The organism is Enterovirga sp. CN4-39, from assembly GCF_049446235.1.
Taxonomy (GTDB): domain Bacteria; phylum Pseudomonadota; class Alphaproteobacteria; order Rhizobiales; family Beijerinckiaceae; genus Enterovirga.
The window spans coordinates 487,761-513,128 of the sequence record NZ_JBMSEF010000001.1; the positions used below are offsets into that span (position 1 = coordinate 487,761).

General features: G+C 67.8%; 27 protein-coding genes. 9 read left to right on the forward strand and 18 right to left on the reverse strand.

Annotation, left to right across the window (positions count from 1 at the left end; translation table 11 throughout):
* Positions 1-94: 94 nt before the first annotated feature.
* Genes ntrC through dusB form a run of 3 tightly spaced genes read right to left on the reverse strand, consistent with a single transcriptional unit; the run spans position 95 to position 3,663 of the window.
* Positions 95-1,543 carry a nitrogen regulation protein NR(I) gene (gene ntrC / locus ACO2SS_RS02415; RefSeq protein WP_423275952.1) on the reverse strand — a complete coding sequence of 483 codons (1,449 nt, stop codon included), beginning with the start codon at positions 1,541-1,543 and terminating at the stop codon, positions 95-97.
* A 15-nt stretch (positions 1,544-1,558) separates the two neighbouring features.
* Positions 1,559-2,650, reverse strand: a complete 1,092-nt coding sequence (locus ACO2SS_RS02420; RefSeq protein ID WP_423275953.1) for a two-component system sensor histidine kinase NtrB — start codon at positions 2,648-2,650, stop codon at positions 1,559-1,561.
* Positions 2,647-3,663, reverse strand: coding sequence for a tRNA dihydrouridine synthase DusB (gene dusB / locus ACO2SS_RS02425; RefSeq protein WP_423275954.1), 1,017 nt, complete (start codon positions 3,661-3,663; stop codon positions 2,647-2,649). Before dusB ends, ACO2SS_RS02420 begins: the two co-directional genes overlap by 4 nt.
* Before the next feature lie 99 nt (positions 3,664-3,762).
* On the opposite strand from dusB, the gene ACO2SS_RS02430 reads away from it, so the two are divergent.
* Complete coding sequence (locus ACO2SS_RS02430) at positions 3,763-4,956, forward strand: bifunctional 2-C-methyl-D-erythritol 4-phosphate cytidylyltransferase/2-C-methyl-D-erythritol 2,4-cyclodiphosphate synthase (protein ID WP_423275955.1); 1,194 nt, start codon at positions 3,763-3,765, stop codon at positions 4,954-4,956.
* A gap of 14 nt (positions 4,957-4,970) precedes the next feature.
* The gene (locus tag ACO2SS_RS02435; protein WP_423276228.1) at positions 4,971-5,450 is read left to right on the forward strand and encodes a CinA family protein; all 480 of its coding nucleotides are present in this window, start codon (positions 4,971-4,973) and stop codon (positions 5,448-5,450) included.
* Between the two features lie 10 nt (positions 5,451-5,460).
* Here the strand turns inward: ACO2SS_RS02435 and ACO2SS_RS02440 are convergent, their stop codons facing one another.
* The 4 genes from ACO2SS_RS02440 to ACO2SS_RS02455 form a co-directional block, all read right to left on the reverse strand.
* On the reverse strand, positions 5,461-5,937 hold the full coding sequence (locus ACO2SS_RS02440) for a type II toxin-antitoxin system RatA family toxin (protein ID WP_423275956.1): 477 nt from the start codon (positions 5,935-5,937) through the stop codon (positions 5,461-5,463).
* Positions 5,938-6,005: 68 nt separating this feature from the next.
* Positions 6,006-6,968 carry a lipoyl synthase gene (lipA, locus tag ACO2SS_RS02445; RefSeq protein WP_423275957.1) on the reverse strand — a complete coding sequence of 321 codons (963 nt, stop codon included), beginning with the start codon at positions 6,966-6,968 and terminating at the stop codon, positions 6,006-6,008.
* 95 nt (positions 6,969-7,063) lie between these two features.
* Positions 7,064-7,336 carry a hypothetical protein gene (locus ACO2SS_RS02450; protein ID WP_423275958.1) on the reverse strand — a complete coding sequence of 91 codons (273 nt, stop codon included), beginning with the start codon at positions 7,334-7,336 and terminating at the stop codon, positions 7,064-7,066.
* Complete coding sequence (locus ACO2SS_RS02455; RefSeq protein ID WP_423275959.1) at positions 7,333-7,542, reverse strand: hypothetical protein; 210 nt, start codon at positions 7,540-7,542, stop codon at positions 7,333-7,335. The genes ACO2SS_RS02450 and ACO2SS_RS02455 overlap by 4 nt, the downstream gene beginning before the upstream one ends.
* A gap of 167 nt (positions 7,543-7,709) precedes the next feature.
* Between ACO2SS_RS02455 and ACO2SS_RS02460 the strand changes: the two genes are divergently transcribed.
* Both ACO2SS_RS02460 and ACO2SS_RS02465 read left to right on the forward strand, forming a co-directional pair.
* Positions 7,710-8,471, forward strand: coding sequence for an endonuclease/exonuclease/phosphatase family protein (locus ACO2SS_RS02460; RefSeq protein WP_423275960.1), 762 nt, complete (start codon positions 7,710-7,712; stop codon positions 8,469-8,471).
* A 44-nt stretch (positions 8,472-8,515) separates the two neighbouring features.
* The gene (locus ACO2SS_RS02465; protein WP_423275961.1) at positions 8,516-9,496 is read left to right on the forward strand and encodes a lysylphosphatidylglycerol synthase domain-containing protein; all 981 of its coding nucleotides are present in this window, start codon (positions 8,516-8,518) and stop codon (positions 9,494-9,496) included.
* Here the strand turns inward: ACO2SS_RS02465 and ACO2SS_RS02470 are convergent.
* From ACO2SS_RS02470 to ACO2SS_RS02480, 3 genes are all read right to left on the reverse strand, one after another.
* Positions 9,404-10,888, reverse strand: coding sequence for a phospholipase D-like domain-containing protein (locus tag ACO2SS_RS02470; RefSeq protein ID WP_423275962.1), 1,485 nt, complete (start codon positions 10,886-10,888; stop codon positions 9,404-9,406). The two genes, ACO2SS_RS02465 and ACO2SS_RS02470, sit on opposite strands and share 93 nt — an antisense overlap.
* A 136-nt stretch (positions 10,889-11,024) precedes the next feature.
* A complete protein-coding gene (locus ACO2SS_RS02475; protein WP_423275963.1) occupies positions 11,025-11,234 on the reverse strand; it encodes a hypothetical protein in 210 nt (69 codons plus the stop codon).
* A 58-nt stretch (positions 11,235-11,292) separates the two neighbouring features.
* Positions 11,293-12,234 (reverse strand): dihydrodipicolinate synthase family protein, encoded by a 942-nt coding sequence (locus ACO2SS_RS02480; RefSeq protein ID WP_423275964.1) that lies wholly within the window; start codon positions 12,232-12,234, stop codon positions 11,293-11,295.
* 312 nt (positions 12,235-12,546) lie between these two features.
* Here ACO2SS_RS02480 and ACO2SS_RS02485 point away from each other — a divergent pair, with 312 nt between their 5' ends.
* The gene (locus ACO2SS_RS02485; RefSeq protein WP_423275965.1) at positions 12,547-13,173 is read left to right on the forward strand and encodes a Crp/Fnr family transcriptional regulator; all 627 of its coding nucleotides are present in this window, start codon (positions 12,547-12,549) and stop codon (positions 13,171-13,173) included.
* Positions 13,174-13,282: 109 nt separating this feature from the next.
* Here the strand turns inward: ACO2SS_RS02485 and ACO2SS_RS02490 are convergent, their stop codons facing one another.
* From ACO2SS_RS02490 to ACO2SS_RS02500, 3 genes are all read right to left on the reverse strand, one after another.
* Positions 13,283-13,432: a hypothetical protein gene (locus ACO2SS_RS02490; RefSeq protein WP_423275966.1), complete on the reverse strand. Its 150-nt coding sequence runs from the start codon at positions 13,430-13,432 to the stop codon at positions 13,283-13,285.
* 149 nt (positions 13,433-13,581) lie between these two features.
* Positions 13,582-13,884 (reverse strand): hypothetical protein, encoded by a 303-nt coding sequence (locus ACO2SS_RS02495; protein ID WP_423275967.1) that lies wholly within the window; start codon positions 13,882-13,884, stop codon positions 13,582-13,584.
* Positions 13,885-14,082: 198 nt separating this feature from the next.
* A complete protein-coding gene (locus ACO2SS_RS02500) occupies positions 14,083-14,538 on the reverse strand; it encodes a MucR family transcriptional regulator (protein WP_423275968.1) in 456 nt (151 codons plus the stop codon).
* 255 nt (positions 14,539-14,793) lie between these two features.
* On the opposite strand from ACO2SS_RS02500, the gene ACO2SS_RS02505 reads away from it, so the two are divergent.
* On the forward strand, positions 14,794-15,555 hold the full coding sequence (locus ACO2SS_RS02505; RefSeq protein ID WP_423275969.1) for a trypsin-like serine protease: 762 nt from the start codon (positions 14,794-14,796) through the stop codon (positions 15,553-15,555).
* A gap of 53 nt (positions 15,556-15,608) precedes the next feature.
* Positions 15,609-16,061, forward strand: a complete 453-nt coding sequence (locus ACO2SS_RS02510) for a PaaI family thioesterase (RefSeq protein ID WP_423275970.1) — start codon at positions 15,609-15,611, stop codon at positions 16,059-16,061.
* Here the strand turns inward: ACO2SS_RS02510 and ACO2SS_RS02515 are convergent.
* The 5 genes from ACO2SS_RS02515 to ACO2SS_RS02535 all read right to left on the reverse strand — a co-directional run bounded on the left by ACO2SS_RS02515 (position 16,055) and on the right by ACO2SS_RS02535 (position 22,828).
* Positions 16,055-16,945, reverse strand: a complete 891-nt coding sequence (locus ACO2SS_RS02515) for an alpha/beta fold hydrolase (RefSeq protein ID WP_423275971.1) — start codon at positions 16,943-16,945, stop codon at positions 16,055-16,057. The genes ACO2SS_RS02510 and ACO2SS_RS02515 overlap by 7 nt on opposite strands.
* A 134-nt stretch (positions 16,946-17,079) precedes the next feature.
* Complete coding sequence (locus tag ACO2SS_RS02520; protein WP_423275972.1) at positions 17,080-18,918, reverse strand: ABC transporter ATP-binding protein; 1,839 nt, start codon at positions 18,916-18,918, stop codon at positions 17,080-17,082.
* A 169-nt stretch (positions 18,919-19,087) separates the two neighbouring features.
* Positions 19,088-20,038: an ABC transporter permease gene (locus ACO2SS_RS02525; RefSeq protein ID WP_423275973.1), complete on the reverse strand. Its 951-nt coding sequence runs from the start codon at positions 20,036-20,038 to the stop codon at positions 19,088-19,090.
* The gene (locus ACO2SS_RS02530) at positions 20,004-20,963 is read right to left on the reverse strand and encodes an ABC transporter permease (protein ID WP_423275974.1); all 960 of its coding nucleotides are present in this window, start codon (positions 20,961-20,963) and stop codon (positions 20,004-20,006) included. The genes ACO2SS_RS02525 and ACO2SS_RS02530 overlap by 35 nt, the downstream gene beginning before the upstream one ends.
* Before the next feature lie 77 nt (positions 20,964-21,040).
* Entirely contained in the window at positions 21,041-22,828 is a 1,788-nt protein-coding gene (locus ACO2SS_RS02535) for a peptide ABC transporter substrate-binding protein (protein ID WP_423275975.1), read from the reverse strand.
* Positions 22,829-23,149: 321 nt separating this feature from the next.
* On the opposite strand from ACO2SS_RS02535, the gene ACO2SS_RS02540 reads away from it, so the two are divergent.
* Together ACO2SS_RS02540 and ACO2SS_RS02545 are read left to right on the forward strand one after the other, a co-directional pair.
* Positions 23,150-24,136: a tripartite tricarboxylate transporter substrate binding protein gene (locus ACO2SS_RS02540; protein WP_423275976.1), complete on the forward strand. Its 987-nt coding sequence runs from the start codon at positions 23,150-23,152 to the stop codon at positions 24,134-24,136.
* A gap of 91 nt (positions 24,137-24,227) precedes the next feature.
* On the forward strand, positions 24,228-25,367 hold the full coding sequence (locus ACO2SS_RS02545; protein ID WP_423276229.1) for an amidohydrolase/deacetylase family metallohydrolase: 1,140 nt from the start codon (positions 24,228-24,230) through the stop codon (positions 25,365-25,367).
* The last annotated feature ends 1 nt before the right edge of the window (position 25,368 follow it).

The window sequence follows — 25,368 nt, forward strand, 5'->3', positions numbered from 1 at the left end:
AAGATCCGCGAAGCCGGGGCGAAGTGATGCATAACGGCCACAGCCGCCGATTAGAGCCGATACGCTCCGAAGTCCAGGCGGCGGGGAGCGCTGCTCACCGCGATGATCGGATCACCTGGAGGTCGAGGTCCCGAACCTTCTTGCGCAAGGTGTTCCGGTTCACCCCCAGAAGCTCCGCCGCCCGGATCTGATTCCCGCGCGTGGCTGCGAGCGCGGCGCCGATGAGCGGCCCTTCGATCTCCCGCAGGATGCGATGGTAGAGGCCGGGAGGCGGCAGGGTGTTCGGGAACTTCTTGAAGTAGACGCCGAGGTGGCGCTCCACCGCCATGGACAGGGTCTCGCCCTCCACCGGGGCCGTGTCCTCGACGCTCGATGAGGCCTGCGGCGACGTGTCGAGCTCGGCATCCAGAATGGGACCCGTGATCGTGTCCTGCGGGTAGAGAGCCGCGAGGCGCCGGACCAGGTTCTCCAGCTCGCGGATATTCCCGGGCCAGCGGTAGCGCTTCATCCGGTCGAGCGCGTCGGAATCGATCTGCTTCCGCGGCAAACCTTCCTTCTCGACCAGGTTCATGAAGTGCCGGACGAGGTCCGGGATGTCCTCGCTCCGCTCCCGCAGGGGCGGCAGGCGCAGGGGCACGACGTTCAGGCGGAAGAACAGGTCTTCGCGGAACTGGCCGGTCTGGATCGACTGGCGGAGATCCTTGTTCGTCGCGGCGACGATCCGGACGTTCGTCTTGATCGGCACCCGGCCGCCGACGGTCGTGTACTCGCCCTGCTGGAGCACGCGCAGCAGCCTCGTCTGCGCCTCCATGGGCATGTCGCCGATCTCGTCGAGGAAGAGCGTGCCCCCTTCCGCCTGCTCGAAGCGGCCCGCCGAGCGCGTCAGGGCCCCCGTGAAGGCGCCCTTCTCGTGCCCGAAGAGTTCCGACTCGATCAGGTCGCGCGGAATGGCGGCCATGTTGACGGCGACGAACGGCCCTTTGCGGCGCTTGCCGTAATCGTGCAGGGCGCGGGCGACGAGTTCCTTGCCTGTCCCGGACTCGCCCGAGATCATCACGGTGAGGTCCGTCGGCATCAGCCGGGCGAGCGCCCGGTAGATCTCCTGCATGGCAGGCGAGCGGCCGACGAGCGGGATCTCCTCCTGCTCCTTCTCGAAGCCGTTCTGGCCGGCATTGCGCGGCCGCGACAGCGCCCGGCCGACGATGGCCACGAGCTCCTTCAGGTCGAAGGGCTTCGGGAGATACTCGTAGGCTCCGCGTTCCGACGCCCGGATGGCTGTCATGAACGTGTTCTGGGCGCTCATGACGATGATCGGCAGTTCCGGCCGCACCTTCTTGATGCGCGGCAGGAGGTCGAACGCGTTCTCGTCCGGCATCACCACGTCCGTGATGATGAGATCGCCCTCCCCCTGTGCCGCCCAGCGCCAAAGGGTCGCTGCATGCCCGGTCGACCGGACGTCGTAGCCGGCGCGCGAGAGCGCCTGATTGAGAACCGTCCTGATCGCCGAATCGTCATCGGCCAACAAAATCTGTCCGCTCGGCATCCTCTCGGCCTCAACCTATGAGCCGCGCCCGTCTCGGGCGCTGTAGATGGGCAGGAGGACCCGGAAGGTCGTCCGCCGCGGGGCGGGATCGCACTCGACGACACCGCCATGCGCGCCCACGATTTTGGCAACCAAGGCAAGGCCCAGGCCACTTCCCTGGGCTTTCGTCGTAACGAAGGGGTCGAACAGGTGCGGGAGCAGGTCGGCGGAGACGCCGGGGCCGTTGTCGCTCACCCCGACTTCGATCGGCAGCGCAACGCGTCCGCGCGCGCCGGGCACCTGGAGCCTCACGCCGGCGCGGAATGCCGTCGAGAGGACGATCTCCCCATCCACCGCATCCAGGCCGATCGCCTCGGCGGCGTTCTTCACGAGGTTCAGGATCACCTGCACCAGCTGGTCGCGGTTGCCGTGGACCGGCGGCAGCGAGGGATCGTAGGCCTCGACGAAGCGGATATGGCGCGCGAAGCCCGACTGGGCGAGCCGCCGGACGTGGTCGAGCACGCCGTGCACGTTGACGGCGCCCCGCTCGACCGGGCGCTCATCGCCGAAGAGCTCCATCCTCTCGACGAGCTTCACGATGCGATCGGCCTCGTCGCAGATGAGGCGGGTCAGCATGCGGTCATTGTCGTCGACCGATTGCTCGAGGAGCTGCGCCGCGCCCCGGATGCCGGAGAGCGGGTTCTTGATCTCGTGCGCGAGCATGGAGCCGAGCGCCGTCAGCGAGCGCGCCGCGCCGCGATGCGTGAGCTGCCGGTCCATCTTGTCGGCGATGGTGCGCTCCTGGAACATGAGCACGACCGCACCGTCGCCGCCCAGCGGCGTTGCGAAGACGTCCACTGTCCGCTCGACGTTGGACCGCGGATTGGCGAGTTCCACGCGGTGCTCGCTGACGCCCGCATCGCGCCGCCGCACCTCCTCGATCAGCGTGATGATCGGCGACCCGAAAGGGACGATGTCCTCCAGCTTCTGCCGGCGGAGCACGCGGATCGACAGCTCGAAGAACGTCTCGGCCGCATGATTGGCGTCGAGGATCTCGTCGTCGGCGCCGATCGTCAGCAGGGGCAGCGGCAGGGCATTGACGATGAGCTCGCTCGAAACCGCGCTCATGCCGCCAGCCTCACGGGTGCCTCGTAGATGCGTCGGAGTAGCGCCGTGACACGAGCCGGATCCGTCGTGGTCACGAGGACGCGGCGGTCCTCGCCGGAAAGTCCGTAGCCCGCCTCTGACGCCCGGTCCGAATAGGCCGCCAGATGCTTTCGTGCATGCCGCAATCCCATCTCGACGCCGTAGAGGGAGAGCATGGCCTCGTAATGCTCCACGGCCGCGCCCGTCCGCTCGGCCAGGGTCGGTGCGAAATAGGTTCGTCCGGCGAGCGCGGCTGCGACCTCCCCGACCAGCCAGGGCTGCCCGACCGCCGCGCGCCCGATCATCACGGCGGCCGCGCCCGACCGTTCGAGGCAGGCGCGAGCGCTCGCCGCGCAGGCCACGTCGCCATTGGCGATCACCGGCACCGGGACCGCCCGCGCGACCTCGGCGATCGCATCCCAATCCGCCGTCCCCGAATAGAATTGCTGCCGGGTCCGGCCGTGGACCATGATCCCCCGCGCGCCGGCATCCACGGCGCTTGCCGCCAGAGCGACGGCGTTGCGGCTCTGGTCGTCCCACCCCAGACGCATCTTCACCGTCACGGGAACGGACACTGCCGAGACCACCGCCTCGACGATGCGCAGGGCCAGGTCGGGCTCACGCATGAGGGCGGAGCCGCAGAGCCCGCCCGTCACCTTCTTGGCGGGACAGCCGAAATTGATGTCGACGATGTCCGCGCCGCTCGCCTCGGCAAGGCGGGCCGCCTCGCCCATCGAAGCTGGATTTCGCCCAACCAATTGCACCACATGCGGGCGAATGCCCCGGCCCTCGGACCGCAGCCGGGCTTCGTCTGCCTTTGCGACATAGGCGCTGGCGGCCACCATCTCGGTAACGACCAGCCCTGCCCCGAACCGGGCGGCGATGCGCCTGAACGCGACATCGCTGATGCCGGACATCGGCGCCAGGACGGCCAGCCCAGACATCGGAACAGCGCCGATCGACGGCCCGTTGCCTAAAAAGTGTTCAGATCGCATGCTGCCTGACGAATAACCAATCTGACGGGCAGCGCAATGGTCATCTTTGCAGCGCGGCTCTGACGGCCTATCAGGTCGCCCCGCTTCAGGACGAGGTGAATGGAGACGATCGCGATTGTCGTGGCGGCCGGCCGCGGCAGCCGGGCCGGCGAAGGCCTGCCCAAGCAATACCGCAGGCTGGCGGGCCGGACCGTCCTCGCACGGACGTTGGAGGCGTTCGCCGATCATCCGGGAGTGACCCGGATCCTCTGCGCAATCCATCCGGACGACCGGGAGCTTTACGACGCCTCGGTGCGCGAGCTCGCCTCCTCCAGCCGCACGAAACTCCTCGAGCCGGTCTATGGCGGCGCGACGCGCCAGATTTCGGTCCATCGTGCGGTCGCGGGCCTCGCCGGAGCCGGCGAGGCTGTCTGCCTCGTGCACGACGCGGCGCGGCCTTTCGTGAAGCCCAGCCTCATCGATCGGGCGATCGAAGCCGGCCGCCGGTACGGAGCTGCGCTGCCCGGGCTGCCCGTGACGGACACGGTGAAGCGGATCGAGCAGAGCGGCGCGGTCGCGGAGACGCTCGACCGCACGCCGTTGCGGAGCGTGCAGACGCCCCAGGCCTTCCACCTGGCCTCCCTCCTGGAGGCGCATGCCCGGGCTTCAGCCGAGGGGCGGGACGCCTTCACGGATGATGGCCAGCTGATGGAATGGGCGGGTGCGACCGTGCACCTGTTCGATGGGGATGGCGGGAACGTCAAACTGACCAATCCGCCCGATTTCGAGGAAGCCGAGCGGCGTCTCGCCGGCCGGGGAGAGAACATGATCACGCGGGTCGGTACCGGGTTCGACGTCCACACCTTCACGGAGGGCGACCATATCTGGCTTGGCGGTCTGAAGATCCCGCACAGCAAGGGCGTGCTGGCCCATTCGGATGGGGACGTGGTGCTTCACGCGCTGACGGACGCCCTGCTGGGGACGATCGCCTGCGGCGATATCGGCACGCATTTTCCGCCGAGCGATCCGCAGTGGAAGGGCGCCTCGTCCGACCTCTTCCTCGAGCACGCCGCCAAGGAAGTGCGCGAGCGCGGGGGCAAGATCGACCACCTCGACGTGACGGTGCTCTGCGAGCGCCCGCGGATCGGGGCTCATCGCGACGCCATGCGGGAGCGGATCGCGGCGATCGTCGGCATCCCGGTCGAGAACGTGTCCATCAAGGCGACGACGACGGAGAAAATGGGCTTCACCGGCCGCGAGGAAGGCCTCGCCGCGCAGGCCGCTGCGAGCGTGCGCATGCCGGAGCGGCCGTGAACGCCTCCCCGGCCATGCTCGAGCGGGCGGAAGCGCTGCTCGCGGCCTGCCGGTCGAAGGGCTGGCGGCTCGCGACAGCCGAGTCCTGCACGGGCGGGCTCGTGGCCGGTCTGCTGACCGAGATCGCGGGCTCGTCCGATGTCGTGGAATGCGGCTATGTGACCTACTCGAACGAGGCCAAGGCCTCGATGCTCGGCGTCGATCCCGCCCTGATCTCGGCAAAGGGCGCCGTCAGCGAGGAGGTCGCCCGCGCGATGGCGGCGGGGGCCCTCGCCCGCTCAGGCGTCGACATCGCGGTTTCGATCACGGGCATCGCCGGGCCCGGTGGAGCGACGGCGACCAAGCCCGTGGGCCTCGTGCATTTCGGCCTTGCGACGCGGGACGGAACCGTCCGGCATCTGGAGCGCCGCTACGGCGATCTCGGGCGCGCGGCGGTGCGCGCGGCGGCCGTCGGCGATGCGCTCCGCCTGCTGGAAGAGGCGGCCGCGGGCTAGATCCCGGGCGTCAGCCCTGTGCCGGATCCGCGGATGGGCGGCCGTATACGTCGGCCGCACGGGTCTCGAAGGCGTCCGTGAAGCGCCGGAACGCGCGGTCGAACATCGCGCCCATCAGCAATCCGAGCGCCATCGACCTGAATTCGTAGTCGATGGAAAAATTGACGGCGGAGCCGCCGTTCTCGGCCGGGCGGAACTCCCAGTGGTTCTCCAGGTACCGGAACGGCCCGTTGATGTAGGAGACGTGGATGTCGTGCGCCTTGCGGTCGAGCACGACCTTCGTCGTGAACCGCTCGGCGATCGAGCGGTAGCCGACGCTCATCTCGGCAACCAGCACGTCGCGCCCCTGCTCGTCCTTCACACGCCGGATCACGCGCAGCCCGGTGCAAAGGGGCAGGAATTCCGGATAGCGCTCGACGTCGGCGACGAGGTCGAACATCTCCTCGGCCTTGTGCTGAACGCGCCGGGTCGTGCGAAAGGAGGGCATTGCCGATATCTGGTCTGGCGGGGCGATGAAGTCCAGGACGGGGCCGCGTCGTCCGCCCCTGTTCCGGGTCAGGCCGTCGCGGCGGCGCGGCGTCGCGCCTCGCGCAGGCGCTGGAAATCCTCGCCGGCATGGTGCGAGGAGCGCGTCAGCGGGGTCGCCGAGACGAGGTGGAAGCCTTTCGAATAGGCGCTCGTCTCGAAGGCCTTGAACTCATCGGGCGGCACGAACCGGATCACCGGATGGTGCTTGCGGGTAGGCTGCAGGTACTGGCCGATCGTCAGGAAATCGACCTCCGCCGAGCGCAGGTCGTCCATCAGCTGGAGCACCTCGTTCCGCTCCTCGCCCAGCCCGACCATGATGCCGGACTTCGTGAAGATGTCGGGATCCAGCTCCTTCACGCGCTGCAGCAGCCGGATGGAGTGGAAGTAGCGGGCGCCCGGCCGGACGGTGAGGTACTTCGAGGGAACGGTCTCGAGATTGTGGTTGAAGACGTCGGGCTTCGCCTGGACCACGACCTCCAGCGCCCCCGGCTTGCGCAGGAAGTCGGGCGTCAGGATCTCGATCGTGGTCGCGGGCGAGCGCTCCCGGATGCAACGGATCACCTCGGCGAAATGTGCCGCGCCACCGTCGGGCAGGTCGTCCCGGTCGACCGACGTGATCACCACATGGCTCAAGCCGAGCTTGGCGACCGCGTCCGCGACCTTTGCCGGCTCCTCGGCATCCAGCGCCTCCGGCAGACCCGTGCGCACATTGCAGAAGGCGCAGGCCCGCGTGCACGTGTCGCCCATGATCATGAAGGTGGCGTGCTTCTTCTCCCAGCACTCGCCGATATTGGGGCAGCCCGCCTCTTCGCAGACCGTGACGAGCTTGTTCTCGCGCACGATGCGGTTGGTCTCGGCCCACTTGGCCGAGCCCGGCGCCTTCACGCGAATCCAGTCGGGTTTCCTCTGGACCGGGCTGTCCGGGCGCTTCGCCTTTTCGGGATGACGGGGGCGTTGATCGCGCGCAAGAAGATCGAGAACGACGGCCATAGATCAGGTCCGAGCCTTCGCGGCTCCGGCTCTATCTAAGCGCCTGTCCCCTCCCCGGCAAACCCGCGGAATATCCTGCCCGCTCCGCGTTGGCCTCAGGGCCGCCGCCGCTCGAAGACCTGCCGGCCGCCTTCGGAGAACCCGCCGACGCGCGTGCCGCGCTGCGGGTGGGCGCGCTCCCAATCGTCCAGGCCGGTATTCGTGACCTCGACCCAGTCGCCGAGCGGCTTCCCGGCGAGGAGCGCCTGCTTGAAGCGGGACGCCAGCTCGCGCTCCAACTCGCCTTGCTCCAGGAGCGTCATCTTTGCCCGGCTGGCATAGAGCTCGACCACGCGCTCGGCCCAAAGCCGGAGCTCTCTGTCGGTCACCTGTCCTCCGCGATCACCTCCGCGTCGGCACGTGGGCGGGGCCGGTCCTGGGCCGGATGGGGGTCCCATCCGCGCTCCTTCAGGCGTTGCGGTCCGAGGGAGCTGCGGGACTGCTCGTAGGAGCTGCGGACGATCTCGATGTATCGCGCCTTGCGCTCCTCCCGCAGACGGGCGGCCTTCTCGGCAGAGATCCAGGGCCAGGCCATTCATCCTCCACGGGTCGATCACCGCAACGAGGCAACGGCTGGACGATGGTTCGGTTTCTTGTCGCGAACGTGGCGGGCGGAGTAGCCCCGAAAGGAACGTCACGCTCCGGCGCCGGTTGTGGCTGGGCGGGCACGTATGTTGGCCCGGGCAGGAGCAGCGCAGGCGGTTGTATCGGGTTCTGACCTACAATGTCCGACGATGCCTCGGCACGGATGGGCGGGTGGAACCGACCCGCATCGCCGAGGTGATCGCCTCCTGCGATCCCCATATCGTGGCCCTCCAGGAACTCGATGTCGGGCGAGCCCGGACCGGCGGCGTCGACCAGGCGGATGCCGTGGCCAAGGCGCTCGGAATGGAACTCCATTTCCATCCTGCCTTGCGGGTTTTCGACGAGCTGTACGGAGATGCGGTGATGACCACCCGGCCTTCGCGGCTGGTGAAGGCGGATGCGCTTCCGGCGCCGGGGCCGATCGCCCGGCTGGAGCCGCGCGGGGCGCTCTGGATCTCCGCGCAGGTCGGCGGCCGCCATTGCGAGATCGTGAACACGCATCTCGGATTGCGCGGCCACGAGCGTCTGGTCCAGGTGGAGGCGCTGCTTGGCCCGGACTGGATCGGCAGCGCGACGCCCTCCTCCCCCCTCATGGTGGTCGGGGACCTGAATGCCGTCCCCTCCTCCCGGGCCTATCGCAGGATCGCCCGCCGGCTGCGGGACGCGCATGCCCTCGCCGCCGGGCGCCCGCGCCCGACCTTCCCCAGCCGGCTTCCTTTCCTGCGCCTCGACCATGTTTTCGTGAACGGCTGCATCGACGTGCTCCGGGCCGATACGATCCGGACGCCGCTCTCCCGGGTCGCCTCCGATCACCTGCCGCTGCTCGTCGAGTTCCAGGTCACGTCCGGCCGAGCCGCCGCCGCGGGCAGCCTCCATTGACCTCCGGATCAACCAAAGGCGCCGCACGCGTCTCGAAGCGGTGGGTGAGCTATGGGCTCGCAGCCCTCGGCTTGGCGCTTGCCGCCTACCTGCTCCACCGGGCGCTGAGCCGATACACGCTCGACGAGATAACCGCCTCCATCGGCAGCATCCCTCGGGGCGATCTGGGGATCGCGGCGCTCTTCGCGGCCGCGAGCTACCTCTGCCTGACAGGGTTCGACTGGTTGGGCCTTCGCTATGTCGGCAAGCCCCTATCCTATCCGCGCACGGCCCTCGCCTCTTTCGTCAGCTTGTCGCTCGGTCACTCGATCGGCTTTGCGGGCGTGAGCAGCGGAGCCTTCCGCTACCGGTACTACTCGCGCTGGGGCCTGAGCGCGCTGGAGGTCGGCAAGCTCGTCGTCTTCTGCGGCGCGACCGTTGGACTTGGGCTCCTCGTTCTCGGCTCCGCCGCGCTGCTGCTGCGGCCGGACCTGCCGGCGGGCTTCGCGGGCCTCTCGCCGGGACTCGTGCGGGCGATCGGCATCGCTGGCGCGGCGCTCGCGATTCTCTACCTCGTGCTCGCCGCGAGACTGCGCCGCCCGCTTCGGATCAGGAACGTGACGATCGAGATGCCGCCGCTCCGGCTCGCCGCAGCGCAGATGCTGGTCGGGACCGTCAACTTCGCCCTCGTGGCGGCATGCCTGGCCTCGGTTGTCTCGGCCGCGTCGGAGGCCCGGTATCTCGATGTCGCCACGGCCTACGTGACCGGCAACGTGATGACGCTGCTCACGCATGTTCCGGGCGGGCTCGGGGTCATCGAGACGGCCGTCATGTACCTCCTGCCGGGGGCGAGCCTCATCGGCCCGCTGATCGCCTTCCGGGTGATCTATTTCCTCCTGCCGCTCGCAATCGGGCTCCTGACCTTCCTCGGAGCGGAACTGGCCTTCCGGCGCTCAGGCGCCGCGCCGAACCGCCGGCGCCCGAACGGACGAAAGGAGGCGCATCAGGGGGCGCATGAGCCGGAAGGGGCGCTTCGGGTCGAATAGGGCCGTCCCGAGCACCTGCCGGGCCGGAGCCTTCCGTCCGTCGATCGTGAAGGGACGCAGTCCGCGGGCGCCGGTATTCAGCCGGTCGATAGCCCGGACGAGCGAGCCCTCCTGCCGGACGGCATCCCGCACCTCGGCGGGGGCGACGCCCAGATGCTCGCCGAGCAGCGTGTCGCGGATCAACGCGATCCTCTCGCGCGTGCGATCCGTCCGCGCTTCGATCGCGAGGTCGCACTCGGTGTCGAGCGCAATCGAGCGGTTGTTGAGGTTCGACGAGCCGACGCGCAGCAGGTCGTTGTCGACGATCGCCACCTTCGCGTGCACCAGTACCTCGCAGTCGTCGCCCTTCCGGTCGGGAACGACAGGGTAATAGACCCTCAGGCGATCATACCTGTCCGCCTTCTTCAGCCGGCGAAGGAGGTGATCGCGGTTATGCCCCATGATCAGCCGCTCGGCCAAGCCGTGGGACTGGCGCGTCAGCACGACCGCCAGTTCCGGCCCGACCGGGCGCTGAAGCTGCTCCTCCAGGATATCGCCCAGGAAGTCGGCGGTGAGGTACTGTGCCTCGATGTAGATGCAGCGTCTGGCGGCCTTCAGCACGTCCACCGTGAGGACCGCGCCCTCGGCCCAGGCGGGAGCCTCGCCCCAGCCAGGCGCCGTCCGGGAAATGCCGACACAGCAATGCGAGAAGTCCGGCGCCAGAGTGGCCGGCCAGGGATCGTGCTCCACGTCGAGCGGAGGAAGCGCCTCCCCGGCCGCATAGCGCCACCGTGCCCGCGCCACCTCCGCCACCGCCCGGGCGGCCTCGCCATCCACCACCATCTGGACGTCGTGGACGGGAGCGTAGGGTTTTCCCTCCGGATCGAGCCGGATCGTGGAATGCGGATCGTGTTCGGGCGTGTCCCAGCGCCGGACAGTGAGGTCCATCCCGCCCACGAAGGCGACGCGGTCATCGACAATGACGATCTTTTGATGATGCGCCGCGTAGACGGGGTGCTCCCTATCCAGCCGGATCTTGATCCTCGGATGCTTCTGCCACTCCGCGCCGACGAGGAGTTCCACCGGGGATCCCGGCGCGTGCAGGACCGCAATGCTCCAGACCAGGATCCGGATCTCGAGCTCGGGCCTTGCCTCTACCAGTTGCCGCAGGAAGGCGCCGAGGGCGGGCGCTTCCCCGCCCTTGTCGGGCCTGAGGCGGATCCGGCCATCGAAGTCCCACCCGACGATGATGACGGAGCGCTCCGCGCGCGACAGGGCCTCCTCCAGCCGGGCGAAATAGGCCGCAGCATCGACGAGCACGGCCGCCCTGTCCGCCTCGGTCACCCGCCAGCAGTTGCGGCCGGGCCTGAGGATCGGGCTGGGTACCGGAGAGCCTTCGGGTTGCGCCTGCATGTTCTCCCGGCCTGAGACGCGGCCAAGCTTGGCACGAGCTTTCCTGAACAAACACTTGGGGCGGTTAGCGTTCCCAAGGTCGGAATGCAGGGCCGGTTTGCAGGACGGGTATCGTTAAGGCGGGGACGCTGGATGCTCAGAAGCCGACGCCGAGAGACGGAACGCTCCGCAGGCATGCGACGCCCGAGCAGCGCCGTGCCACGAAGATCGAACGGTCGCGGCTCTGCGCCACCTTCCCGCTTTCCGATTGGCGGGAGGTTCCAGAGGATGCGCTGCCTCCCTGGGCCGAGGCACCACCGCACAGCACCAGGCTGGCGAGCAGAGCCCCCGCGATCGCGCGTGTCATCTTTCCCTCCGTCTCGGACGGAGGATGAACCAGGGAGAAGCAGCGCAGTTCCAAGTCGTCAGGACACGCGCGCCGAGAGATCCGCCCGCTTGTCGAACCGCGCAACGCGGCTGAGGAGGTAATCGACTTCGGCCTTTGCCCGCTCCGACAGGGCCGAACCTGGCTTGCGCTGTGCATCCGAGGTCAGGATGCCCCGCCGCGCGAGGACATACTTGCGGACCGCCAAGCCGATGCCCGGCTGCTGCTCGTATCTGATGAGTGGCAGATGAGCGTCGAAGAGATCGTGTGCTTCGTCCCGCCTGCCCTCCTGCTGCAGGCGGACGACATCGACCAACAGTTCAGGGAAGGCGTAGCCCGTCATCGCGCCGTCGGCGCCACGCTCCATCTCGAAATCGAGGAACAGGGCGCCGTTGCCGGTCAGGATCGAGATCGGGCGCAGCGATCCATCGGCCTGGAAGGCGCGGAGCGCGGTGATCTTCTCGAGGCCCGGCCAATCCTCGTGTTTCAGCATCAGGCAGGAGGGGTTCTCGACGAAGATCCGGCGTATGACCTGCGGCGTCATGACCACGCTCAGCGTGAGCGGATAATCCTGCAGCACCCAGGGGATGTCGGAGCCGATGGCCTCGGAGGCCTGACGGAAATAGGTGACGATCTGGTCGTCGGTCCGCAGCGCAGGGGGTGGCGCGATCATCACGCCCGCCGCTCCCGCATCCATGACGCTCCGCGCGAGGCCGCGCATCGAGGCGAAGCCGGGTGCCGACACCCCGACCACGACCTGCATCGAACCGGAGGCGCGGATGAATCGGGTCGCGACTTCCAGTGCCTCGGCCCCGTCGAGCTTGGGCGCCTCGCCCATGATGCCCAGCACGGTGACGCCCGTGCAGCCGACCTCCTCGTAGAAAGAGGTCAGTCGATCGATGGACGCGAAGTCCACCGACCCGTCGGGCAGGAAAGGGGTCGCTGCGATAGCGAATGTTCCGGAAGCGGTGTCCAGCGGCATGTCTTGTCTCCTGCCGCCGTGTCACATGCGGCTCCGCATCCCGCAAGCTTTCACCTCTCGATCCTGCGATACCCGCGCGACAACGTAACTCGGCCGATTTCGCCTAACAAAAGTGAAGGTTGCCAGGACAAAGCGCCTATAGGGTACGATCAGAGGGATCGTCGGGGCGGCGAGATGTCTGAATTTCAGATCCGGAACCAACTACTTTCCGCGCTGCCAGCGCGAGATCAGCTGTATCTTCAGCCGCTGCTTGAGCATGTCTTTTTGCGGCACGACGATGTTCTGGTCGAGCCGTTCAGTAAGATCACCCATGTGCATTTCGTCGAGACGGGACTTCTGTCCGTGCTGGCCAATGCGGGTGATCGCGAACAGGCCGAGGTTGCCATGATCGGCCGCGAAGGTATGTCGGGACTCTTTCTCGCGCTCGGGTGCGCGGAAGTGCCCTTTCGGACCTTCGTGCAGCGATCGGGGTCAGCCTACCGCATGAGCGGCGAGGCCTTCCTCCAGGCCTGCCATGCCAGTCCGGCGCTGCACCGTGCTGTCCTGCTCTATTCCCAGGTTTTCATGACGCAGGTGGCCGAGACCAGCCGCGTCAATGCCCGCCACACGGTCGAGACGAGGCTCGCGCGCTGGCTGCTGATGGCACATGATCGCGCAGACGGAGACGACCTTCCGCTCACGCACGAATTCCTGTCGCTGATGCTCGGGGTCAGGCGGCCTGGGATCACGGTGTCGCTGCACGTGCTCGAGGGCGAGCACATGATCCGCGCGCGGCGCGGCAATATCCGGATCCTCGACAGGTCGAAGCTTCAGGCCGCGGCGCGCGGCTCGTATGGGCTGCCGGAGGCTGAGTACGATCGGCTGATCGGCTCGATCACGCTCGATCCCCTCACATCCCCCCAAGGCGAGCGTGCAGGCTCGCCCATGGCCGTCGCATAGACTTGCGACGTCTTCCTTGCTGATGTCGTCGTCAGGGAGCGTGGGGGCGGCACGCTGAGGAAAGCGCCGGGGCCGGGCCGCATACCAGCCCCGGGCTGAGCAACTGAACTTACTTCTTCTTGGCGGCCGGCTTTTTTGCCGGCGCAGCCGGGGCCGGTGCGGCTGCCGCCTTCTTCGCGGGGGCAGCCTTCTTGGTTGCTTCAGCTTTCGATGCGGCCGCGGCCGGTGCTTTCGCGGCCACGGCGGGTTTCTTTGCCATCGCAGTACTTCCCCTGTTGCTGCGTGATCAGCTTCACTGAGTCGCAGGAAGCGAGTCGATCGCGAGTCAAACGCAGGGTTGTGGAAAACTACCGATTTTCCGTGTGAGTGCTGCTGGCGGCGCTTCGTGAAAAGTAGATCGCAAGACGATCAGGCGGTGAGGCACGCCTCGAGGTGATCCACGCTTGTGAGCACGGCCAGTCGGGCCGTCGCGATGTCGCCACGTCCGTGCAGGGAGGTCAGGAAGCCGAGGCTGGCGTCCCGGACCGCATCCGTGGCGTCGGCGAGGGCCGGCTTTTTCGGCAGCTCGATGGAGAGCGCCTGCAGGTGGCAGCCGATCGTGGCGGCCACCATCCGTGAATTGTCTCGGCCCGCGCGCGCCAGCACTTGCCGCAGGCCGATCACCCGATCGAGCCCGCGAGCCGGCAGTTCATCTTCCGAGACCGTAATCATGCCGTGCGAGTCACCCCGTTAACCTTTGGGTAAGCTCGCCCGCGATGGTTAATGCGGCGTTAATTCCGAGCCGCCGGCTGGTGAGGTCGTACGCTCAGCCGGCACCCGCACCGAAGAGGCCGGCGCAACTTCGCCGAACCTCCCGCAAGACCAGAGAAGACAGTGATGCGCCCGGCAGCCGGGCGCACCGCTCCGCAATCAAGCCGCGCGGCGGCGTCCCCCGCGCTTCGGCGGCGGGATAGGCTTTGCCCGCGAGCGGCCAAGCCCCAGCGCTTTCGCGAGTTCGGAGCGCTGCCGCGCGTAGCTCGGCGCGACCATCGGGTAGTCGGCCGGCAGGCCCCACTTCGTCCGATACTGCTCGGGGGTCAATCCACGGCCGCTGAGGTGCCGTTTCAGCGACTTGTACTGACGCCCGTCCTCCAGGCTGATCAAGTAGTCGGGAGTGATCGATTTCCTGATCGGCACGGGCGGGACGGGGCGCTCCGGCGCGACTTCTGTCTTCGGCTTGCCGAGAGCGGAAAGCGCCTCGTGAACCGAGGCGATCACCCGCGGCAGGTCTGACATCGCAACCGCGTTGTTCGCAACGAAGGCCGAAACGACACCGACGGTGAGCTCGGTGATTTCGCTCTGCGCGTTATGTTCTTCCTGGGCCATGGCGTCCTCGTGAAAAATTAGGCCGCATGTGCTTGAATAAAGTAGTTCCGTCAAGGCGTGATATACGAAAGAGCACGGATCATCCTTGCGAATGAGTAAGCAGGGGCGTTTTGGTCCTGTATCGATCGGAAAGAAGTCGGAGCAAATCAACATAGGATGGCGCGCACTGGGAGGGAATTTCGAATCGGGATCAATTCGCGGACGCGCAAAGCACGCGCTTGCGCGATCCCGCCGGCGTCATAACTTCGGAGCCATGTGTACAAACGACAGATGCCGATCATGCAGCGCCTGAAGAGCTATGTTGGATGGATTTCGAGCCTCTGGTTGTTGCTGTCGGTTGCGCCTGCACAGGCGATCGAGGGAGGACGACTGGCTCGGGCGAACGACCCGCTCGCGGCCGCGACCGTGACCATCGGGAGCGTCGTCGCAGGCGGAGAATCGGTGAGCCTCAACCGATGCTCCGGTGTGCTGATCTCGCCCGAATACGTCCTCACGGCGGCGCATTGCGTTCGCGGAAATGCGCTCGCCGCTGCCGTTCGGTTCTTCTCCGGCTCCCGCCCGACGGGCCGGCCCGTCAGGGTGGCCCAGGTCGCGCGCTACGCGCTCCAGGAGGATGACGTTCCCAGAGAATACGCGGCGAGTCTGGCGGAGCTGTCGCTCGATACCGCGATCCTCCGGCTGGAGGCTCCCGTCCGCGGGCGCCGGCCGATCATGGTGGAGCGTCGCCCGGACCGGGTGCCGAGCCGCCTCCGCCTCGCCGGGGCCGGACTGTCGGGCGGTCGCGGCGCAGGCATCCTCAGGACGACGCTTCTCGAGCCGATTGCGATCACCCGCAGCGGCCTGACCATCGCCCGGGCGATCGGATCGCGTGTATGCGTCGGCGATTCCGGAGGTCCGGTCGTGGCGGAGGGGCGCGGCGTCCCGCGCGTATGGGGTGTCGCCAGCGCCGTGATGACGCGCGAGCCTCCCTGCGGCGACACCCTGGTCATCGCCCCGGCGAACCCCGCGGCCTGGTGAATGGCTGGCAACCTTCCTGTGCTTTGATCCGGGACGTCAGCAGGAGAAAACGCTTGAGCCTCGACAGGTCGGAAGCCGAACGCCTTTTGGGAGAGCTCATCGCGCCCTGGGTTCGCGATCTGCGTCTCTCGTTCGAAACGATCGATGCGGGGCGCGTCAGCGTCCGAATGCCGTTCGACGAGAGGCTGACCCGCATCGGCGGCACCGTCTGCGGCCAGGCGCTCATGGCCCTCGCAGACACGACGATGGTCTTCGTCGTATCGAGCGCCATCGGGGAATTCCGGCCGATGACGACCGTCAGCCAGAGCAGCAACTTCATGCGCCCGATCGCGGGCGCCGACGTGATCGCGGAAGGCCGCATCCTGAGGCTGGGACGCACGATGGCGTTCGGCGAAGTCTTCATCCGGGCGGCAGGGAGCGAGGCGCCTGCCGTCCACGTCTCGAGCGCCTACGCGCTGATCGCGGAGCCGGCGAAAGCGGCAGCGGCGCCGCCCTCCCCTCACTGACCGAGAATCAGGCTCCGGACGCGCTCCGGCTCCTCCATGGGCAGGAAATGCGTCGTGCCCGGCAGCGTTTCCACGCTCATCCTTGGGGAAAGCGGCTTCCGCAGCGCGCAGGTGCTGCCCTTGTCGGCGCGAAGGATCGCGACGGGGCAGCGCAGCCGTTTGAGCGCGCCCCAGATGTCGTGGGCGTGGCTGAGGAAGTTCGAGGCTTCCCAGGCCGGCGCGCAGGCGAGCTCGACCGATCCGTCCGGCCGGTCCCTGAACGCCCCGGCGACATAGTCGGCCAGTTGCTCCGGTCTCCACGTCCTGAAGGCGCCCCGGCCGGAATAGGCGAGGAGCGCGGCTTCGCGCGACTGGAACGAGCTCTTCCGGCGCAGCGCCCCCTCGGACAGGTTTCGCAATCCCGTCAGCCGGCGCGCCGGAAACCCGAGGCGCAGGGCCAGCGAGACCGGCCAGGGCATGATCACGGGGTCGAGCAGGACCAGCCGCCGCACCTTGTGGGGCCGGCGTACCGCCGCGAGGGCCGAGGCCGTTCCGCCCATCGAATGGCCGGCCAGCGTGACCGGCTGGTCGAGCCGGTCGAGGACGGCGACGAGATCGCCCGCGAGATCATCCCAGCTCCTGCGCCGCGCGGGGTTGGCCGGCAGCGTCGTCTGTCCATGCCCGCGCTGGTCGAGGGCCAGGATGCGCAGGCTCCGGGACAGCGGCAGGAGAATGCTCCGGTAGGTCAGCGCGTTGAACCCGTTCGCGTGAAGAAAGACGACGTCGTAGGGCCGGCGGGAATCCCCGAGCTCGATGGCGGACATCCCGCCCGCTCGCGAGCCGGCGAGATCCAGCTTGAGGCGCCTGGTCGCCGGCTCCTCGAGGGTGTGGTTCTGATCGAGCATTCCGTCCAACGTCCTCGCGGCCGTCGGGTGCCGCCCCGACTTGCCGTCCGAAGGTCTTCCGCAGCCGTATGACAGGTTGATTTCAGATGGGCGAGCGGCGGCCGCCGGATGGGAGCGGAGGCTTCGGCCTTCGATCAGGCGGCAACCGGCATGGATTTCGGCGGCGCTTCCGAGACCTGCACCATGTGGCCGGGCGAGACCTCCCGGTAGAGCCGCTCGGGCGGGACGTAGTCGACCGGCCGGATCGGGCTCTTGAGCTCTTCGTTCGACACGCGATGCTTCTCGTGCCGCCGGGCGGGGTCCGGAACCGGCACCGCGTCGATCAGGCGCTTCGTGTAGGGGTGCTGAGGGTTCCCGAAGATCTCCGCCCGAGGCCCGATCTCGACGATCTCGCCGAGATACATCACGGCCACGCGGTGGCTCACCCGCTCGACGACGGCCATGTCGTGGGAGATGAAGAGATAGGCGAGCTTCATGCTCGCCTGAAGCTCCAGCATCAGGTTCACCACCTGCGCCTTCACGGAAACGTCGAGCGCGGAAACGGATTCGTCGGCCACGATCAGGCTCGGCCTGACGGCCAGCGCACGCGCGATGCAGATCCGCTGCCGCTGCCCGCCCGAGAATTCGTGCGGGAAGCGGCTCGCCATGTCGGGCGACAGGCCGACCTGGCGCAGGAGATCGGCCGCACGGTCCCGCGCCTCCGATCGGCTGGCGAGGCGATTGATCAGGAGCGGCTCCGCGATCGCCGAGCCGATCGTCATCCGGGGATCGAGGCTCGCGAACGGATCCTGGAAGATCATCTGCATGCGCTTGCGGCGCTCGCGTAGCTCGCGCTCGCCGAGCTTCATGATGTCCTCGCCGTCGAGGAGGACGGAGCCGGACAGCGGCTCGACGAGGCGCATGACGGAGCGGCCGGTCGTGGACTTGCCGCAGCCGGACTCGCCGACGAGCGCCAGCGTCTCGCCCTGGCGGAGATCGAAGGACACCTTCTCCACCGCATGCACGCGCCCGCGCGCCCGGCCCAGGAGCCCGCCCCGGATCTCGAAGCGCGTGGTCAGGTCCTTCACCTGTAGCACCGGCGTCTCGGCACGCGCGACCGTGTCCGGAATCTCCGGCTGCGGCTCGGGCAGGCCGGTGGCCCTGTCGATCTTCGGGAATGGCAGCGGATGGGCATGCGCGGCCATCGAGCCGAGCCGGGGCACGGCGGACAGAAGCACGCGCGTATAGGGATGCTGCGGACGCTTGAAGATGTCGTCCGTCGCCCCGGTCTCCACCGCCTGGCCGCCATACATGACGACCGTGCGGTCGGCGATCTCCGCCACGACGCCCATGTCGTGCGTGATGAAGAGGACGGACATGCCCTCCTCTTCCTGCAGCAGCTTGATCAGTTCGAGGATCTGCGCCTGGATCGTCACATCCAGCGCTGTCGTCGGCTCGTCGGCGATCAGCAGCTTCGGCCGGCAGGCCAGCGCCATCGCGATCATCACGCGCTGGCGCATCCCGCCGGAGAAGCGGTGCGGGTACTCGTGGATGCGGGAGCGCGCGGCCGGAATGCGCACCTTGTCCAGGAGCCGGATCGTCTCGGCCTCCGCCTCCGCGCGTGAGATCCCACGATGGAGGATCAGCGCCTCGGCGATCTGGAAGCCGATGGTCAGAACCGGGTTCAGGCTCGTCATCGGCTCCTGGAAGATCATCGCGATCTCGTCGCCGCGCACCTCGCGCATCTCGCGTTCGGGCAGCTTCAGGAGGTCGCGGCCGCCGAGCATGACGCTCCCGCTGATCCGGCTCGCATCCCGGGGCGTCAGGCGCATCAGCGAAAGCGCGGTGACGCTCTTGCCCGAACCGGACTCGCCCACGAGCGCGACCGTTTCCTTCGGTCCGATAGAGAAGGAGACCTTGCGGACGACCTCGCGCCACGCCCCCTCGACGCGGAAGGCCGTCGTGAGATCCCGGACGGAGAGGATGGGGGTCATGGCCGCGCTCCCCTCTCCCCGCTCGCGGGGAGAGGTCGAGCAGCCCGCGCAAGCGGGCGCCCGGGTGAGGGGCATTCCCGCCGCGGCCCGCCCCTCATCCGGTCGCGCTGCCGCGCGACTCGACTTCTCCCCGCCTGCGGGGAGAAGAGTTCGCCAGCTTCGCCGCCCATCAGATCACCCGCCGCGGATCGAGGGCGTCGCGCAGCCCGTCGCCGATGAAGTTGATCGAGAGCACCGTCAGGAAGATCGCCGCTCCCGGGAACAGCGCCCAGTGCGGGGCGACGTCGAGATGGTCCTTGGCGTCGAAGAGGAGCCGGCCCCAGGTCGGGATGTCCGGGGGGAAGCCGAGGCCGAGGAACGAGAGCGTCGATTCCGCGATGATCGCCGCCGAGACCTCGATGGTGCCGGCCACGATCACCGGCCCGAGCGCGTTCGGCAGGATGTGGCGGACCACCTGGCGCCACTTGCTGGCCCCCATCGCGCGAACCGCCTCGACGAATTCCTTTTCGCGCAGGGACAGGAACTGCGCCCGCACCAGGCGGGCCACGGGCATCCAGCGCAAGCCCCCGATCACGACGACGATCATGACGAAGACGCCGCCCTCGACCCCGAAGACCGCCTTCAGCTTGTCCCGGAAGAGATAGATGACGAGGAGCAGCAGCGGCAGCTGCGGCAGGGACAGGAACAGGTCCGTGATCCACATCAGGATCGGATCGAGATAGCGCCGCGACATGCCGGCCACCGCGCCGATCACCGTCCCGACCACGGTCGCCACCACCATGGCGGCGAAGCCGACCGCCAGCGAGATCCGGCCGCCATACATCATGCGCGCGAGGAGATCCTGCCCGAGGTCGTCCGTGCCGAAGGGGTGCGCGGCCGAGGGCGTCGCCAGCCGCGCCGAGAAGTCGATCTCGTCGATCGGGACGCGCCAGATCAGCGGGCCGACCAGCACGCCCGCAACCAGCACGGCGAGGACGGCGGAACTCGCCATCGCGAGCTTGTGCCGGCGGAAGCGCCGCCACGTCTCGCGTCCAGGCGGAACGGCCGGCTCGGCAGCGCTCGCGGGCGCGGCCGCCCGCGCGGGCTCACCCGAACGAGATGCGAGGGTCGAGCCAGCCATACAGGAGGTCCGCGATGAGATTGAACAGGACGACGAGGCAGGCGAACACGAAGGTCACGGCCATCACGACGGGGGTGTCGTTGGCGAGCATCGCGCTGATGAGGAGCGAGCCGATCCCCGGGACGCGGAAGATCTGCTCCGTCACGATGGCGCCGCCGAACACGGCCGGCATCTGTAGCGCGACCAGGGTCACGACCGGGATGAGCGCGTTGCGCGAGACGTGCCGGACCGTGACCGTCGTCTCGTCGAGCCCCTTCGCACGGGCGGTCGTCACATAATCCAGCCGGGCGACGTCGAGCACGGAGGAGCGGACGTAGCGCGTGTAGGAGGCGGCCTGGAAGAAGCCGAGCACCATGATCGGCATGATGGCCTGCCGGAAATGCTCCCAGTACCAGCGCCACCCCTCTGCCGAGATGTCGGACCTGTAGACGAAGGGCAGCCAGTCGAGGTGGATCGAGAAGAGCAGGATGAAGAGGAGGCCGGTGAAGAAGGTCGGGAGCGAGAAGCCCACGAAGGCCAGCGTGTTCGCGATCTGGTCGAAGAGCGAATAGGGCCGCATCGCCGCGTAGATGCCGATCGGCAGCGCGATCGCGAGCGCCAGGATCTGCGAGGAGCCGATCACGAAGAGGGTCACGGGCACCCGCTGCAGGATCAGCGTGTCGACGTCGATCCGGCTCGCGAAGGAGAAGCCCCAGTCGCCCTGCGCCATAGCCGTGAGCCAGCGCAGGTAGCGCACCATCACCGGGTCATCGATGCCGAACTTGGCGCGGAGCGCGGCCCGGACCTCCGGCGGCACGTTCGGGTTGGTGGCGAGCTCCTCGAAGGGGTCGCCCGGCGCCAGCGCGAGCACCGTGAACAGCACCAGGCTGATGCCGAGGAGGCTCGGAATCGCGATCAGGAACCGGCGTAGCAGGTAGGTTGCCATCGGCTCTCGCTATCCGGGGACGCAGATACGGGAAGGTTCGGCGCCGCGCGGCCGTGCGGCCGCGCGGTCCGGCGCGCTCAGGTTCGGTACCAGGCGGCGATGTTCCAGGTGTCCACGTCCCAGCCCGAATGGTCGAACATGAGGTTGTTCGCCCCCGCCGCGACACGCGTCCGCGAGAGGAGCGGCAGGATCACGTTCGCCTCGCAGAAGATGTCGTTCACCTTGATCAGGAGGGCCGCCCGCTTCACCGGGTCGAGCTCCTTCTGGGCGGCCTTGTAGGCCTCGTCCGCCGCCGGATCAGAGTAGCGGGAGACGTTGCGGCCGAGCCACTTGTTCTCCTTGTTCGCGATCTCCCAGGAGACGAACTGGTTGAGGAACCGCTCCGGATCAGGCTGCGGCTGGGTCGTCGTGTACATCTCCATGTCGCAATAAAGCTTCGTATAGGTGTCCGGATTGGCGACGTCGGACGAGAAGAACACCGACGCGGTCACCGACTTCAGCTCGAGGTCGATACCCGCCCGCTGGCAGGCCTGCTTGATGATCGCCTGCGTCTTCTGGCGCGGGGCGTTGATGGAGGTCTGGAAGACGTATTTGAGCTTCTTCCCGTCCTTCTCGCGGATGCCGTCCGAGCCGCGCTTGTAGCCGGCCTCGTCCAGGATCTTGTTGGCCTTCTCGATATTGAACTCGTATTTCAGTTTCTGCGACTTGAACTGCTTCGGTTCGTTGACGAAGCTGGCCGTCGCGGTGCCGCCGCGCCCGTAGATGAACTTCTGGATCGAGTCCCGGTCGATCAGGAGGTTCATGGCCTCGCGGACCTTCGGGTCCGACAGCGTCGGGTGCTTCGTCTTGATGCTCGAGCGCTCGCCGTCGACATCGGTCCAGGGGTCGGTGGTGTTCAGGATGATGAACTCGATGTCGCCCGAGACCACGGTGCTGACCCTGCCGCGGCCGCCGCTCTCCATCCGCTTGAGGACATCGTCCTCGACCTGGAGGTTCCAGGCATAGTCGAACTCGCCCGTCTGCAGGATGGCGCGGGCCGCCGAGACGGCGTCGCCCCCGCCCTTCACCTCCAGCCTGTCGAAGAAGGGCTGGTTCGGGATGTGGTAGTCGGGATTGCGCTCGCCGGTCAGGATGTCGCCCGGCTTGAAGTCCACGAACTTGTAGGGCCCGGTGCCGACCGGCTTCAGGTTCGCCGGCGCCTCGCGCGACTTCGCCCCCTTGTACTCGCCGAAATGATGCTTGGGCAGGATCTGGCCGGTCACACCGACGAACGCGTCGGCCCAGAACGGCGTCGGCTCCTTGAAGGTGATCTTGACCGTGTGGTCGTCGATCTTCTCCACCTTGATGTTGCTGTACGCGCCGGTCGTGTAGGCGGCGGTTGCCGGGTCCGCCGCGTATTCGGCCGTGAAGACGACGTCGTCGGCCGTGAAGGGCTTGCCGTCGTGCCACTTCACGTTCCGCTTCAGCTTCCAGGTCACCTCCTTGCCGTCCGCCGAGAGGCCGCCATTCGCCTTGGACGGCACTTCCGCGGCCAGCTGCGGGATGAGGTTGCCCTCCTTGTCCCAGCCGGCGAGCGGCTCGAAGAAGATGCGCGAGGCGATCTGGTCCTTGGTGCCGCTGGCGAAATGCGGATTGAGCAGGGTCGGCGCCTGCCAGAGCAGGATCTTGAGCAGGCCGCCGCCGCCGGCCTTCTCCGGCTTGTAGGGCAGCGTGGCGTTCGCGTAGGCGACGCCGGAATGGGCGAGCATCATGCCGGCCAGCGGCGCGGTGAGCCCGAGGCCGACCATCTGTCGCACGAAGTTCCGCCGGGACAGCTTGCCGTCCGCCACCTCGGCGATCAGATCCCGAAGCTCCTGCTCGTTCATCGACAGCTCCCGTTATACGTGTGGCGGTCAGGACCAGTATCCGCCCGCAGGCGCCGCAGCCGTTTCGCAAGTGGCGCGCCAGCCGAGGCCGCGCGCGTGGCGAATACCGGTTTGTCGGAAGCTGACGCGGATCTGGCGGCGCATTGTCTTGGCGCTTCGTCCTGTTGCGGGGGCCAAGGCTAGCTGTCGTTCCGGACGATCACAACATCTGTCGCCGCCCGACCGGCCTTCTACTTCTGGCCAAAGGGCGGGGGTGACAAACGAACAAGGATTGATAAGGGTCGGCCAAAATCTAAGGCAAAGACCAAGGGAGAAACGTCGATGTTGCGCCGTCAGGTGTTGAAGGGGCTGTCCGCGGCCGCGCTCGGGGGCGCGGGCCTGCCGCTGATCGGTGGAGGCCCGGCCTGGGCCGCCTGGCCGGAGCGGCCGATCACCCTGGTGGTGCCCTGGGCGGCAGGCGGCGGGACGGATGCGACGGCCCGCATCATCGGCTCGCTCCTGGAGAAGGAACTCGGCCAGCCCGTCAACGTGGTGAACAGGACGGGCGGCAACGGCGTCGTCGGCCATACGGCGATCGCGACGGCCGCGCCCGACGGCTACACGATTGGCCTCGCCACGGTCGAGATCGCCATGCTGCACTGGCAGGGCCTCACCAACCTGACCCACCAGAACTTCACGCCGCTGGCGCTGATGAATCTCGACCCGGCCGGCGTCCATGTCCGCCAGGACTCGCCCTTCAAGTCGGTCAAGGAGCTCCTCGACGACATCAAGAAGAACCCGGGCAAGCACAAGGCCTCCGGCACCGGCCAGGGCGGGATCTGGCACCTCGCCATCGCGGGCATGCTCGACAGCCTGTCGATCGATCCGGCCTCGGTGCCGTGGGTGCCGAGCAACGGCGCGGCCCCGGGCCTGCAGGACCTCGTCGCCGGCGGCGTCTCGGTCGTCCCCTGCTCCATCCCGGAGGCGCGTTCGCTGATCGACGCGAACCGCGTGCGCGGCCTTGCGATCATGGACGAGGGGAAGAACGCGATCTTCCCCAACATCCCGACCCTGAAGGAGGAGACGGGCAGCACCTGGGCGACCGGCGCCTGGCGCGGCATGGTCGCCCCGAAAGGGCTGCCGCAGGAGGTCACGACCCGGCTGATCACGGTGCTCGACAAGATCTACAAGAGCAAGGAATACAACGACTTCATGGGCAGCCGCGGCTTCGGCGTACGCTTCGCCGCAGGCCCGGATTTCGGCAAGTTCTGGGAGACGAGCGACCAGAACATGGGCACCGTGATGAAGAAGGTGGGCCTGGCGAAGTAGTCGGCCCTCAACCCGGCTGTTCGACCTCGGCGAGGCTGGACGCGCCTCGCCGGGCATGCAGCATTAGGCCCGACCGCGGAGGATCTGCGCGCTGGCCTACGATCTCATTCTCAGGAACGGGCGGGTGCTCGACCCGTCCCAGAACATCGATTCCGTCACGGACATTGCCTTCGCGAACGGCAAGGTCGCCCGCATCGGCAGCAACCTCGAGACGGCGGGCTGCCCGGACGTGCGCGACGTCTCCGGCCTGATCGTCTCCCCGGGGCTGATCGACCTCCACACCCATGTCTATTGGGGCGGCACCTCGCTCGGCATCGACGCCGAGGATTTCTGCCGCCGCAGCGGCGTGACGACAGCCGTCGATACCGGCTCGGCCGGCCCCGGCAACTGGATGGGCTTCCGCAAGCACGTCATCGAGCCGAGCCAGGTGCGCATCCTCGCCTACCTGCACGTCTCGCATGCCGGCATCTACGGGTTCGACAAGCGCGTGATGGTCGGCGAGAGCCGCGAATTGATGCTGATGAACCCGATCGATTGCGCGGAGGTCGCGGACGCCAACCGCGACCTCATCGTCGGGATCAAGGTGCGCGTCGGGCTTCACGCATCAGGCACCTCGGGCACCGTGCCGCTCAACATCGCCCTCCAGGTCGCGGAGGAGGTCGGCATGCCCGTGATGGCGCATATCGACCACCCGCCGCCCTCCTACGAGGAGGTGCTGGACATGCTGCGGCCGGGGGACGTCCTCACCCACGCCTTCCGGCCCTTCCCCAACGCCCCGATCACCGGGCAGGGCCGCGTGAAGGACGCCGTGCTCGCGGCCCGCAGGCGCGGGGTGCTGTTCGATATCGGCCACGGCAAGGGCTCCTTCGCCTTCAAGACGGCGCGGGCCATGCTGGCCAACGGCTTCGAGCCGGACACGATCTCGTCCGACATCCACACGCTCTGCATCGAGGGCCCCGCCTTCGATCAGGTGACGACGCTCTCAAAATTCCTCTGCCTCGGCATGCCGCTCGACCGCGTGATCGCGTCGACGACGGTGAATGCCGCCATGGCCATGAAGCGCCCCGAGCTCGGCACGCTGAAGCCGGGCTCGATCGGCGACGCGACCCTTCTCCGGGTGGAGGAAGGCCGGTTCGATTACGTCGACGTCATCGGCGAGCATTTCGAGGGCGAGCAGCGCCTGAGCAGCGCGGGTGTGGTCATCGGCGGACGCTGGTGGCATCCGAACTGAG